Origin of the sequence: Sphingobacterium sp. UBA865 (genome assembly GCF_002295765.1) — a bacterium.
GTDB classification, from domain to species: domain Bacteria; phylum Bacteroidota; class Bacteroidia; order Sphingobacteriales; family Sphingobacteriaceae; genus Sphingobacterium; species Sphingobacterium multivorum.
The window spans coordinates 33,818-47,323 of the sequence record NZ_DBGB01000019.1 but is presented as its reverse complement, the minus strand read 5'-3'; the positions used below and the strand labels follow the sequence as shown (position 1 = coordinate 47,323).

At 40.0% G+C, this 13,506-nt stretch carries 10 protein-coding genes; 1 reads left to right on the top strand and 9 read right to left on the bottom strand.

All coding sequences use genetic code 11. From position 1 onward, the window contains the following. Nucleotides 1–42 precede the first annotated feature (42 nt). The 8 genes from B2O97_RS09900 to B2O97_RS09865 are packed head-to-tail and all read right to left on the bottom strand — an operon-like array spanning nt 43 to nt 11,572. A complete protein-coding gene (locus tag B2O97_RS09900; protein ID WP_172462307.1) occupies nt 43–1,914 on the bottom strand; it encodes a cytochrome c oxidase subunit I in 1,872 nt (623 codons plus the stop codon). 28 nt (nt 1,915–1,942) lie between these two features. Next, on the bottom strand, nt 1,943–3,280 hold the full coding sequence (locus tag B2O97_RS09895; protein ID WP_286709437.1) for a cytochrome c oxidase subunit II: 1,338 nt from the start codon (nt 3,278–3,280) through the stop codon (nt 1,943–1,945). A 43-nt stretch (nt 3,281–3,323) separates the two neighbouring features. Then, the gene (locus B2O97_RS09890) at nt 3,324–4,559 is read right to left on the bottom strand and encodes a quinol:cytochrome C oxidoreductase (protein WP_145327840.1); all 1,236 of its coding nucleotides are present in this window, start codon (nt 4,557–4,559) and stop codon (nt 3,324–3,326) included. 19 nt (nt 4,560–4,578) lie between these two features. After that, nucleotides 4,579–5,217 carry a c-type cytochrome gene (locus B2O97_RS09885; protein ID WP_376747594.1) on the bottom strand — a complete coding sequence of 213 codons (639 nt, stop codon included), beginning with the start codon at nt 5,215–5,217 and terminating at the stop codon, nt 4,579–4,581. Beyond that, nucleotides 5,201–5,737, bottom strand: coding sequence for a DUF3341 domain-containing protein (locus B2O97_RS09880; protein ID WP_286767328.1), 537 nt, complete (start codon nt 5,735–5,737; stop codon nt 5,201–5,203). Before B2O97_RS09880 ends, B2O97_RS09885 begins: the two co-directional genes overlap by 17 nt. A gap of 6 nt (nt 5,738–5,743) precedes the next feature. Continuing rightward, the gene (gene nrfD, locus B2O97_RS09875; protein ID WP_046674137.1) at nt 5,744–7,228 is read right to left on the bottom strand and encodes an NrfD/PsrC family molybdoenzyme membrane anchor subunit; all 1,485 of its coding nucleotides are present in this window, start codon (nt 7,226–7,228) and stop codon (nt 5,744–5,746) included. Between the two features lie 29 nt (nt 7,229–7,257). Next, nucleotides 7,258–10,272, bottom strand: a complete 3,015-nt coding sequence (locus B2O97_RS09870) for a TAT-variant-translocated molybdopterin oxidoreductase (protein ID WP_286767327.1) — start codon at nt 10,270–10,272, stop codon at nt 7,258–7,260. A 37-nt stretch (nt 10,273–10,309) separates the two neighbouring features. After that, nucleotides 10,310–11,572: a cytochrome c3 family protein gene (locus tag B2O97_RS09865; protein WP_286767326.1), complete on the bottom strand. Its 1,263-nt coding sequence runs from the start codon at nt 11,570–11,572 to the stop codon at nt 10,310–10,312. A gap of 427 nt (nt 11,573–11,999) precedes the next feature. Here B2O97_RS09865 and B2O97_RS09860 point away from each other — a divergent pair, with 427 nt between their 5' ends. Continuing rightward, the gene (locus tag B2O97_RS09860) at nt 12,000–12,452 is read left to right on the top strand and encodes a methionine-R-sulfoxide reductase (protein ID WP_380944306.1); all 453 of its coding nucleotides are present in this window, start codon (nt 12,000–12,002) and stop codon (nt 12,450–12,452) included. On the opposite strand, the gene B2O97_RS09855 is transcribed toward B2O97_RS09860, so the two are convergent. Beyond that, nucleotides 12,442–13,452 (bottom strand): LacI family DNA-binding transcriptional regulator, encoded by a 1,011-nt coding sequence (locus tag B2O97_RS09855; protein WP_075991038.1) that lies wholly within the window; start codon nt 13,450–13,452, stop codon nt 12,442–12,444. The genes B2O97_RS09860 and B2O97_RS09855 overlap by 11 nt on opposite strands. Nucleotides 13,453–13,506 lie beyond the last annotated feature (54 nt).

The window sequence follows — 13,506 nt, the reverse complement described above, 5'->3', positions numbered from 1 at the left end:
TAAAATAGAGTAGGAATCCCTACTCTATTTTATAAGATTTTATTAGTCTTTTCTACCATTTTGAGCATTCCATTCTGCCTGGATACGCTCAGCTTCCTCGTCTCCTTCGAAATCATGAGGCAAATTAGAGCTCATTGTTTCAGAGAAAGGAACACTTTGAGGAATAAAATCCTCACCGTGACCTGGCTTACTGTAATCGTAAGGCCAACGGTGTACAGTTGGAATTTCACCTGGCCAGTTACCATGGATATGCTCTACCGGAGTAGTCCATTCCAATGTGTTTGACTGCCAAGGGTTTTGTGGTGCTTTTTTACCGAAGAAAATCGATGTAAAGAAGTTCCACAAGAAAGCTACCTGACCTAAAGCAGCGATGATTGCAGCCCAAGTCACCAATTTGTTTACAGAAACCCATTTCGCCATGAAAGCAAATTCTGTAAATGCATAGTAACGGCGAGGCACACCATCGATACCCATAAAGTGCATTGGGAAGAATACCATGTAAGCACCAATGAAAGTCAACCAGAAGTGTAAATAACCCAATTTTGTGTTCATCATACGACCGAACATCTTAGGATACCAGTGGTAAACACCACAAAGCATACCGAAGATTGACGCCGATCCCATTACCAAGTGGAAGTGGGCAACAACAAAATACGTATCGTGTAAGTTGATATCTAACGCTGCATTACCTAGGAACAATCCTGTCAAACCACCAGAGATAAAGAACGATACCAAACCTATAGCAAACATCATCGCCGGAGTGAAACGGATATTACCTTTCCACAACGTTGCAAGATAGTTAAACGCTTTTACAGCAGAAGGAACCGCGATAATCAACGTTGTAATCATAAATACACCACCCAAGAACGGATTCATACCTGTTACAAACATGTGGTGACCCCATACGATAAACGATAATACAGTGATACCGATCAACGAATAAACCATCGCATGGTAACCAAAGATTGGTTTACGTGAGTTGGTTGCAATAACCTCAGAAGTTAAACCTAAAGCCGGCATAACAACGATATATACCTCAGGGTGACCTAAGAACCAGAACAAGTGTTGGAACAAAATTGGTGAACCACCTTCGTTCGGTAAAATTTGTCCTTGAACAACAAGATCCGACAAATAGAATGACGTACCAGCAGCACGGTCAAAAATCAATAGAACAACCGCCGAAACCAATACTGGGAATGACAACATACCCACGATAGCAGTTAAGAAGAACGCCCAGATTGTCAAAGGCATTTTCCATAAGTCCATTCCTTTTGTACGCATGTTCAAAATTGTACTTACATAGTTAATACCACCGATCAACTGTGAAGCTACAAATAGAACCATACTCACCAACCACAAAGTCATACCAGTTGCGGATCCTGCGATTGCAGTAGGAACAGCCGATAGTGGCGGGTAGATTGTCCAACCAGCAGAAGCAGGTCCACTTTCTACGAAGAACGATGCAACCATAATCACTGATGCTACAAAGAACAACCAGTAAGATAACATGTTCATAAAAGGAGATGCCATATCGCGTGCTCCGATTTGATATGGAATCAATAAGTTACTAAAAGTACCTGATAGACCAGCCGTTAACACGAAGAATACCATGACGGTACCGTGAATGGTTACCAAGGAAAGGAAAAACTCCGGTTTTATACGACCGCCTTCAGCCCATTTACCCAAGAATACTTCTAATATAGGGAACTCTTTATCCGGCCATGCTAATTGGATACGGAATAATACTGATAAAAGCATCGCAAAAACTGCCATGATGATACCAGTGATCAAGAATTGCTTAGCAATCATCTTGTGGTCACCCGAGAAGATATACTTTCTGATGAACGACTCCTCGTGATGATGGCCGTGCGAATCGTGATGTTCAGCGCTATGCGATATTACTGTACTTGACATATTCGATTTTATATTCAAAAATTCTTAATTAGTTCAAAGATGCTGTAACTTGTACGCTATCCTTTTTCACGTTAGCTGTTTTACCGCTGAACTCTTTTTGCAAATCCTCAGTAAAATATTTGTTTTGTTTAGCTAACCACTCTTTATATTTCTCTTCAGTTACGACAACCACTTTCTTCGCCATGTTAAAGTGACCTTGACCACAGATCTTGTTACACAACATCACATAGTCATAGTTATAATCACCCAAACGATCACGCATCTCTTCTGTTGTAACAGTAGGTGTGAACTGGAAGTAATTGGTCATTCCTGGTACCGCATTGATCTGAACACGGAAATCAGGAATATAGAAAGAGTGAATAATATCTTTTGAAACGATATGGAAACGAACTGGTTTATTTACAGGCAACCAAATTTCAGATCCTTGAATATCATCCCAAGAATTTTTATCATTAAAGTCAATACCGTACGGGTTGGTTGGTGTCGTCATTTTATAATTACGTTTACCAATAATCCCATCTGAACCAGCATAACGGACATTCCATTGGAATTGCTCGCCTAATACCTCAACTTGTAATGCTGATTTTTGAAGATCTTCAGGAATATTTGTGATTGATCTCCATGTAAAGAAACCGAACAATACCAATACTGTCAAAACAACAGCTGGAACAATTGTCCACAATTTCTCGATTGCATTGTTATGAGGATAATAATAAGCTTGACGTTTTGCACGCATGCGGTACAAGAATGTAAATGTCATCAACAAGATGTGTGTGATAACCAATACAAATGTTGTAATTGCTGTCGTAATGATAAACATCGTATCAATACGCTCACCGTGCTCAGTTACTGCAGATCTCCAATAAGCGGCTCCCCAGTGTACATATGACCAATATACACCGTAAAGGAATACAACCAAGAAAATGAATAACAATGCCGATTGAAACGTGTTATTCGCAAACGGATTGTATTTACCGTTCATCTTTCTTGTCAATTCATAGATCGAAAGTACTTTACCGATAACGGCAACAACTGTACATATAACCAAGAATAACAAGACATAATATGTGAAGTTTTTATAAACCTGAGGGTCTACTTGCTTCACTTCTTCAACAGCAGGAGCAGCAGCACTAGCTTCTGTAGAAGAACTAGCAGATGCAACAGCAGCAGTACCTGCTGCCGCTGTTGTATCTTTTGCAACCGAATCCGTTGCTGCAGGGGCAGCCACTGCTGTAGTCGCCGCTTTAGCAGAATCAGATGCTACTGTATCTTGTTGACTTGCTAGGATAGGAGTCGCAAAAAGCAATCCTAGTGCAAGCACAAAACCCGAGATGGATTTGAATCTATTATTTAATTTAAAGCTCATTTCTTTTATAACGTTTTTACGTAACCTTCCTTTAAAAGTGAAACTATATCTGGTGATGCAAACTCTCATCCAAGAAAGGATGATTTTTAGGCACCAATGCTTGTTTACTCAATTTACTCATCACTAAGAAGATGAACAAACCTAAGAAACCAAGTGCAGTTCCGATTTCAATGATACCAAATCCTCTATGTTCAGCAACAGTACCAGGCATGATCATGATATAATAATCTAGCCAGTGACCAGCCAATAATAGAATCGCTACGAACAACATCACGTTTTGTTTACGTTTAGCATCGCGATCCACTAATAGTAACAATGGTGCCACAAAGTTAATGATAATACTCAACCAAAACCAAGGTTTGTATTCAGGTTCCCAACGTTTGTAGAAATAAACTGTTTCCTCTGGGATGTTTGAATACCAAATCAACATGAATTGTGCAAACCAAACATAAGTCCAGAAGATAGAGAAACCGAACATCAATTTACCCAAATCGTGTAAATGATTTTCGTTTACCCAGTTCATATAACCAGCTTTCTTCAATACAACAACGATGATCGTGATACATGAAATACCGCTTACCCACATTGCTGCAAAGTTATACCAACCGAACATTGTCGAAAACCAGTGTGCTTCTAAAGACATTACTGTATCGAAAGACCAGATAGGTGTAGTAAAACCGAAGATAACTAAGAAGATTGCCGACAATTTGAATGACTTTTTATAAGAAGTCAATCCACCTTCTAAATCTTCTTTATAAGAAAGTTTCGCAAAAATAACAGCAAAAATGCTATATGTTCCCATAAATACCACCTGACGGATCAAGAAGAATGGAACATTTAAATAAGCAGATTTACCTGCGATAATAGGGTCAAAATTTGTACTATGCGGATCAGTGATACCATCTGCATTCCAGTGGTGATATAAGTTATGTGTGGTTAAACCTAAACCTACAATAACTAATAAAACTAATGATGCTATTGGTAAAACACTCGCCATAGCCTGAGGTATACGTACCAAACCTGCAGACCATGCAGATTGTGTTACATATTGCAAGGCAACAAAGAATGTTCCAGCTGCGCATACACATGTAAAGTAATAACCCATCAATAACAAGTTGGCATAAGTACGCTCTACAGTAACGTGATCGCCCGAAAGCAACCCGAAAGCTACAGCAGCTACGCCTAGTACAACAGCGATAATACTGTACAATTTAGCCTTGCCAGCAAACTCGTATCGCTCGTTGAAATTATAATCGTGATGATGACTGTGAGTTCCCATTTATATATCTGATGTTAGATTATTTCTTTTGTAATTCGTGAACATACATAACAACTTTCCATCTCTCCTCTGGAGACAATTGAGATGCATGTGATCCCATGGAGTTGTGTCCGTAATAAATTGTATGGTAAATTTTACCATCAGTCAAGTCAGCCATCAAACCACCCCGTGAAGAGCTCGCTGCATCTGTTCTTTGATAAGATGGTGGCGGAGGAAAGTTCTCTAATTGACGAGTACCTCTTGAATCAGTCACGCTACGGTCTTTTGTGATAGGACCATCACCTTTACCTTCTACTCCATGACATATAGAGCAGTAAGTGGTGAACAAAGCTTTACCTTTTTCAAGATTTTCGGCATTTACGACCAAAGGACTTTTTGCTTCTCTTCCTGCACGTTCATAATCCTCTAATGTATTGGCATACTCAAAACGAGTGAAACCAATTGGATCCGTACCTTTAGGAGGTGCTTGTGCTGTTTTTCCATCAGCAAAATTCGCATTAGGTTGATCCGGATTGAAAGCAAGCGGATCGTACATGTTACGAGAAAACTCTAAACCTGTACTACGAGTTGTTTTGTCACCACAAGAAGAAACAAGTGCTGTCAATGCCACAGCTGCGCATAGCGTTCCAAGTAAATTCTTCTTATTCATAGCTAACATATTTTCTATCATTGTACTTAACTTCAACAGCTCCAGCTTCTTTCAATAAGCTATCGATCAAAGCGTGATCTGTATTTTCATTGGCATCTACTGCAAGGATGAAACGATCATCTGTTGCTCTCAAGTCCATTACACGAGGTGCACGTCCCGGAAATAAGTGGTTACGGAAGAAAAACGTGGCAACCATACCCAAGGCACACAATAAGATCGTAACCTCAAATGTAACTGGAACAAAGTTTGGTATACCAAAAGATGGTTTACCACCGATATTCATCGGCCAATCATAGGCCATTGTATAATACAACAAACTAAAACCCAATGTCGTTCCTAATGCTCCAAAGCAAAATGCTGCGATAGGCAAGCGAGAAGGTTTCACACCCAGCTTTGCTTCGATGCCGTGAATAGGCATCGGAGTAAAGCAGTCGTAAATACTTATATTGTTTGCTTGCAATTTGTCGATCCCATGCATCATTTCATCGGGATCCGCAAAACTACCTAATATATATTTTGTATTGCTCATTGCTGATTATTTTCTAACTGATAATTCTTTAATCTCTTCTTCTGTCACTGAATCATATTTCTCTAATGACTCTTGGAAGTACTTAACTTGTTCCTCAGGGAATGCGCCTTCTTGAGCCAATTTAGTTTTATGTTGTAATGAAGATGATTTCAACAACAATTTCACTTCGGCGATAGCGATACCTGGTAAGAAACGTAAGAACAACAAGAATAATGTAAAGAATAATCCGATTGAACCTACAAAGATACCTACGTCTGTCCAAGTTGGGTAGAACATTGCCCAAGATGAAGGCAAGTAATCACGGTGCAATGAAGTCACGATAATTACAAAACGCTCAAACCACATACCGATGTTTACAACAATCGATAAGATCCATGAGATTGGAATACTTGTACGGATTTTTTTGAACCAGAATAACTGTGGAGAAATTACGTTACACGTCATCATTGACCAGTAAGCCCAAGCGTATGGACCCAACATACGGTTCTCGAAAGCATACATTTCGTATTCTGAACGAGAGTACATGGCGATAAACAATTCAGTCAAATAAGCCACACCTACGATAGAACCTGTCGTCATGATAATGATATTCATCGACTCAATGTGGAACATCGTGATGTAGTTCTCAAAGTTCATTACTTTACGTAAGATCAACAATAAAGTCTGTACCATCGCGAAACCAGAGAAGATCGCACCCGCCACGAAATATGGAGGGAAGATCGTTGTATGCCATCCAGGGATAACCGAAGTTGCAAAGTCCATGGATACGATCGTGTGTACAGAAAGTACCAGCGGCGTAGAAATACCTGCCAAGATCAATGACACGATTTCAAAACGTTGCCAAGTCTTAACTGAACCATTCCATCCGAATGATAATACAGAATAGATTTTTTGTTTTAATCCAGTAGCACGGTCACGAATTGTCGCGATATCCGGCAACAAACCACAGTACCAGAATACCAAGGATACTGTAAAGTAAGTCGAGATCGCAAACGCATCCCATACCAAAGGAGAGTTGAAGTTTACCCAAAGTGATCCAAATTGATTTGGAAGTGGGAAAATCCAATAAGCCAACCAAGGACGACCCATGTGAGCTACAACGTATGTAGCCGCACAGATTACCGCAAAGATCGTCATCGCCTCTGCAGAACGGTTGATTGAATTACGCCAGTTCTGGCGGAAGATTAATAATACAGCTGAAATCAACGTACCCGCGTGACCGATACCTACCCACCATACGAAGTCGGTGATATCCCAAGCCCAGCCTACAGTTTTATTCAGACCCCAAGCGCCGATACCTGTCCAAAAGGTATAACTAACGCTAACTACCCATAATAAAGCACCTAATACAGCAACGGTAAAACCAATCCACCATGCTTTATTCGGTTTATTTTCAACCGGTAGTAAGATATCATCCGTAATTTTTGCATACGTAATGTCCTTACCGGTCATTAATGGTTCTCTTAATATTGATTCGTTATGCGATGACATAGTATTTTTATTTCAAATATTGTACAAGATTACGCCTCAAAAGTGTTTCTAACTTTTGTCATATAACCGATACCCGGTTGAACATTGATTTCCTCAAGTACGTAATAAACACGCTCGTTGCGTAATGCTTTAGATACTTCTGATTCTGGATCATTTGCATCACCAAAGATAATTGCATTTGCAGAACATGCTTGTTGACAAGCCATTTGGATATCGCCATCTTTAACTTTACGATTTTGAATCTTAGCTTGTAATTTACCTGCTTGAATACGTTGGATACACATTGAACATTTCTCCATTACCCCACGTGAACGAGTAACAACATCTGGATTCAATACCAATTGTGTGAACTCATTGTTCAAGTAGTTGTCAAAACGTGAATCATTCCAGTATGCAAACCAGTTGAAACGACGAACTTTGAAAGGACAGTTGTTCGCACAGTAACGTGTACCAAAACAACGGTTATATGCCATATGGTTCAAACCTTCTGAAGAGTGTACTGTTGCCAATACTGGACAAACCGTTTCACAAGGTGCGTGACCACAGTGTTGACACAACATCGGTTGGTGAACAACAGTGATATCTTCGAAATCTAAATCAGCCGAAGCTCTTGCAATTTCTTTCTCTTTTGTAAGATCTTGATCTTTTCCTTCGATTGTATAGTAACGGTCAATACGTAACCAGTGCATTTCACGACGACGACGAACCTCATCACGACCTACAACAGGAATATTATTTTCAACGTTACAAGCAACGATACAAGCACCACAACCTGTACATGCGTTCAAGTCGATCGCCATCACCCATTTGTGACCAGGTTGCTCATATTTGTTCCACAAATCGTAAGTTTTGTGATTATCTGTAAAGCGTCCTGCCTCAGAGTTAGGATCTTTCAGATATTTCGCAAATGTCGTTTCACGAATAACGTTACGACCTTCGATCGTGTGGTGTGTTTGTGTTTGTGCCAATTGGTAAGTACCAGACGCTTTCGCTACAGTTGCTTTAGCAACACCTTGTACTGTACCATTGATGATAGATGCAAAAGGGAATGCGTTTTTACCAACTTCATTACCTGCTTTACCAACTTTTGTACGGCCGTAACCTACAGCAACTGAAACTGTTCCTTGTGCTTGACCTGGTTGTTGTACAACTGGCAATTCCAATTCAACACCATTTGCTTTTACAGTTACTTTACCATCTTCACCCAAACCTAATTTCTCAGCATCTTTCGGGTTAAGAGCCGCGTAGTTGTCCCAAGTCACTTTAGATACCGGGTCAGGCAACTCTTGTAAATAAGCGTTGTTCGCGTAGCGACCGTCACGAAGTGCAGAAGGCTCATAAAGTTTCAATTCAAACTCACCTGTAATCGCTTTGCTTGATGCCTCAATTGCCGAAGCCGCTGCTGCAGCATTTCCTGTAAATGCAGGAGCTGTTGCCGCTTTAGCACCTTTATATTCAAAACCAGTTTGCAATACAGCATCCCAGTTTTTCGTAGAACCTGCTAAGATTTGTGTAGACCACAAGTTCTTAACGAAGTTGTACATATCGGTATCATTTCCTGCCCAAGTCAACAAGCTTTGTTCAACTTGACGTGTTTTGAAAACAGGATTGATTGTTGGTTGAACGATAGAGAACAAACCTTCTTTTGGATTCGCATCACCCCAAGATTCCAAGAACGTACTTGCTGGAGCAATCGCTGTCAATTCAGAAGCTGTTTCATCCGCACGTTGCGAAAATGATAAGGTGAAAGGAACTTGTTTCAACGCTGCTTTTACATCATCTGCTTTGAAGTAGTCATACACCGGGTTGCTATTCAAGAAGAACGCAACACCAACTTGACCTGATTTCGCTGCTGCTAAGAAAGCTTGGAACGAAGAATCCGAACCTTGGTATTGTTTAGAATAGTTATCCAAATCGATGATTGTACCGTAAGCACCTAATGCAACGTTGATTGCATTAACCAATACCTGTACATTGACATCGTTAGATCCAGCAACAACAACTGCTGCGCCTTTGCTGTTCACCAATTCTTTCGCTGCTAGAGCGACACCTTTTTGTGCTTTTTTGTTTGCAGTAGCACCAGCCAAAGACTGACCAGTGATTGCATTATATAAAGCAACCAATGTAGCACCTTCTTCCGAAGGTTTGATTGCGATACGTGCATCCGCATTTGTACCCGTCATGGAAAGACCAGACTCAAATTGCACGTGACGTGACATTTTGCCGTTTTTCAACGATTTATAATCACGGTTTTTAGCATATTGTTGTGTATGCTCCTCACCTGCTAACCAAGTTCCTAAGAAATCAGCTGCAACGGAAACAATCACATTTGCCTTTTCAAAATTGTATGAAGGGACAACAGCTTTACCAAATGAAGCTTTATTCGCCTCGATAATACCGCTGTAAGAAACAGCATCGTATTGTACATGGTTAACTGTCGGGAATTTCGTTGCGAAAGCAGCGATAGCCGCCAACGTTGAAGGACTGTTTACGGTGTTAGAAACGATCGTAATTTGTTTACCAGAAGATGCTGCTGCATTTAAAGCTTTAACAACTTCCCCATCCAATTTAGACCACTCAACATCTTGACCTTTCAATTGCGCCTGTTTCAATTTGGACTCATCATATAAATCCAATACAGAAGCAGCAGTCGTTGAATCCAAACCTTGGTTCAAACCAATTGCATTCGGGTTAGGCTCAACATTGATCGGACGACCTTCACGAGTTTTAACCAAGATGCTTTGACCGTTGAACGTCGAAGCATAATAGTTAGGGATACCTGGAGTTACCTCTTCAGGTTTAATCAAATAAGGAACTGCCTTATGCACAGGAGTACGGTTACAAGCCGCTAAAGAAACAGCACCCAAACCAAATCCTAATGCTTTCAAGAAGTCACGGCGAGGAGTTTTAGTACTCAAGCCTGCTTCGTTTAATACATCTTCTACAGGAATAGATTCGGCAAACTCACCCTTGCTTCCTTCAACGAAAGCAGGAGTTTGATTTAACTCTTCCAAACCTTTCCAATATTTTTTATTGCTATCCATTTAAGCTGTATATAAGATTGCGTATTTCAAATAATTATTAATAGTGACACTTACCACACTCAAGACCACCGATCATGGCTGCAGTCATTTTCTCACCTTTCTTAATTCTTTCGTGTGCTTTAATCAAATCTTCATAGTATTTGTTATCCGATTTGATATCTGTCTTTTTGTGACAATCAACACACCATTTCATCGTCAATGGAGAGTATTGGTATACTTCTTCCATATTTTGGATTGGACCGTGACAAGTTTGACACTCAACACCAGCTACCACAACGTGTTGTGAGTGGTTGAAGTAAGCAAAGTCAGGTAAGTTGTGGATACGAACCCATTGAATTGGTTTCGGATTGTTACCGTAAGTACGTGTATCAGGATTCCAATCCAATGCACGATAGATTTTAGCAATTTCCGGAGAAATTTCACCATCATAATGTTCTGAAGCAGTGATTGTATTGTGACAGTTCATACATACGTTGGCCGATGGAATAGACGCATTTTTAGATTTAAATGCTCCACCGTGACAGTATTGACACTCAATTTTGTTAACACCAGCGTGGATTTGGTGCGAGAACTTAATTGGTTGAACCGGCTGATAGCCTTGGTGAACACCAACGTTCCACATTGTTTTCCAACCACCTACAGCTAATAATGCAACTAACATCAAGACTGTAAAGCCAACCAACTTCTTGTTCTTAACGAATGCTTTCGCAAACTTCACAAAACGTTGGCTATCTTCTGGCTCTTGTTGCGCAGCAATAGCTTCTTGGTTTTTAGCAATTACATTTTCTAAGGTACGGATCACACGATTCAACACCACGATAACCACTACAGCCAAAACAACAACTGCGATCAAGCCCAAAATCATGAACATAGATGCGTTATCATCTTTAGCTCCGGCACCACCAGGAGTTTCAGTTTTCGGTTTCTCCTTAGAAGCATCTGTGATATACGCTAATACCGACTTGATCTGATCGTCAGATAAATCAGTAAAAGAAGTCATCACAAGCTTGTTGTTCTCTTCGAAGATTTTAACTGCATCAGCATCGCCAGACGCAATTAAAGCCTGAGAGTTCTTGATCCACTTGATTAACCAAGCTTCGTCTTTCGTCTCTGGAATCCCCTTTAAAGCAGGACCAACCACTTTTCTGTCAATGGCGTGACAGGATGTACACTTAGATTTGAAGATTTTTTCACCTTCCTTGACATCTTGCGCATGCAACGTCGTAACGGCAAATAATAGCATCAAACTCGTTGACACCACCCTCGCAAGGCTTCCCAAAACGGATGAGATAGTTCTCATATTTAGCACTTTATACTATTTATTTGTGAATGTAAAAAATTAACTCCCATGGTTAAAGGAGCCACTACCCCCCTAACAATGCCACAAAAGTATGATTTATTAACAAATCGCTGACAATTTTGTGACCTTTAATATCAATTTATAATCATTCTAAACAAATGCGTTTAAACAAGGATAAAAACAACATTACGCTATTAAAGTGGTTCCATCACTACAACTTTTCATTTGAATAGCTACCCAAATATAAGACAATTCCATGACAATTTAAAATATTCAAAATAACAGATCGCAGAAGACACAAAAGGTTTTTTTTCGACTTAATTTCCGTAACTTTATCAAGATGAATGGAGAACTTTTTCAAAATGAATGGAGATGTTCAGGGTCAAGTCGCAAACTAACAATAAAAGAATCTGAATAATATCTTTATATAGAAGGAATAGCTCATTCTTATTGCGTAGTTCCTAGTAAAGCCAGCTTCAAGACTAAACACACAACAACAATGGACACAAACAAAGAATTCAACCCGTTAAGTAAAGAAGAGGAATACATTATTATACATAAGGGAACTGAACGCCCTTTTACCGGTGAACTTTTAGACAATAAGCTCAAAGGAACTTATATCTGCCGCCGTTGTGACAGCCCACTATACCGTTCGGAGTCAAAATTTGAATCTGGATGTGGCTGGCCAAGTTTTGATGATGAAATTCCCGGGGCAATTACAAGGATCACCGATGCCGATGGTCGCCGCACTGAAATCCTGTGTAGTAGATGTGGCGCGCATTTAGGCCATGTGTTCCTCGGAGAAGGCTTTACGACAAAAAACACGCGTCACTGCGTTAATTCTATTTCAATGAAATTTGTGGCCGATACTACGAAGTAACTTTCACTTTAGTCGACTCACGAACTTTCAGTTCACAAGGCAACACCATTCTACGTGTTGCTTTTATTTTACCCTGAAGACGAAGCAACAAAATATTGATCAGATTTTCCGCAATATCCTTGATCGGCTGCGAAACAACCGTAATAGCAGGTTCGACCAGCTTAAAAACCGTATGGTCATCGAAAGCGATCACCGCCGGCATCGTAAAATTAAATTTTTTGGAAGCCTTCAAACCCGAAATCGCCAGATAGTTCGTAGAGAACAAAACGGCATCCAGTCTGTTTTCACAGATAAACTCCCGCAATAGTTCCATTGCTTCTTCATCCGAAGCATCCATCTGAATCTTTTGAATAAAACTTTGTTGCTTATTATTATCCATAGCCTTCATATAGCCATCTGAACGCTCCTTCATTTGGGTCTGATCCGAATAGAGCGATACAAATCCGATACGTCTATAGCCTTGTTGACACAAATGGTTACTGGCATCAAAGGCCCCCTGAAAATTGTCCGCACCAACATAGTCTGTTTCAAGCCCCGGAAAATAACGGTCGAATAGCACAACCGGAATATTATTCTGCTGCAACTGCTTTACGGTATCTTCCAAACCATCGGAAGGTGTAATAATAAAACCATCTACCTGCCGATCGTAAAACATCTGGATTAACTCCTTCGCCTTTTCTACATCATTGTTGGTGCTACAATAAATAATACGGTAGCCCTGCTCATAGACCTTACTTTCGATCAGACGTGCTATATTCCCAAAAAAAGGATTGGAAATATCTTCGATAATCAAACCTAGAATCTTCGTCTTCCCTGTGCGGAGACTTTTTGCCAATTCGTTGGGCTTATAGCCAACCTTTTTGACATAGTCCAGAACCCGCTTAGTCAAAGCCTCACTAATACGCTTTTCTTTTGCCTTATCATTCAAAATAAAGGACACAGTAGTTACAGAAATCCCCAACGCCTTTGCGATATCACTGATCAGAATACGTTTCTTCATGTAGTAGTAGTAGGTTTGTTAAGTTTTTTATTACGAAGATTACTAAAGTAAAAA

Excerpts from the sequence above, each read along its gene's own strand:
- B2O97_RS09900 (WP_172462307.1), bottom strand. The coding sequence starts at position 1,914 with ATGTCAAGTACAGTAATATCGCATAGCGCTGAACATCACGATTCGCAC.
- B2O97_RS09895 (WP_286709437.1), bottom strand. The coding sequence starts at position 3,280 with ATGAGCTTTAAATTAAATAATAGATTCAAATCCATCTCGGGTTTTGTG.
- B2O97_RS09890 (WP_145327840.1), bottom strand. The coding sequence starts at position 4,559 with ATGGGAACTCACAGTCATCATCACGATTATAATTTCAACGAGCGATAC.
- B2O97_RS09885 (WP_376747594.1), bottom strand. The coding sequence starts at position 5,217 with ATGTTAGCTATGAATAAGAAGAATTTACTTGGAACGCTATGCGCAGCT.
- B2O97_RS09880 (WP_286767328.1), bottom strand. The coding sequence starts at position 5,737 with ATGAGCAATACAAAATATATATTAGGTAGTTTTGCGGATCCCGATGAA.
- nrfD (WP_046674137.1), bottom strand. The coding sequence starts at position 7,228 with ATGTCATCGCATAACGAATCAATATTAAGAGAACCATTAATGACCGGT.
- B2O97_RS09870 (WP_286767327.1), bottom strand. The coding sequence starts at position 10,272 with ATGGATAGCAATAAAAAATATTGGAAAGGTTTGGAAGAGTTAAATCAA.
- B2O97_RS09865 (WP_286767326.1), bottom strand. The coding sequence starts at position 11,572 with ATGAGAACTATCTCATCCGTTTTGGGAAGCCTTGCGAGGGTGGTGTCA.
- B2O97_RS09855 (WP_075991038.1), bottom strand. The coding sequence starts at position 13,452 with ATGAAGAAACGTATTCTGATCAGTGATATCGCAAAGGCGTTGGGGATT.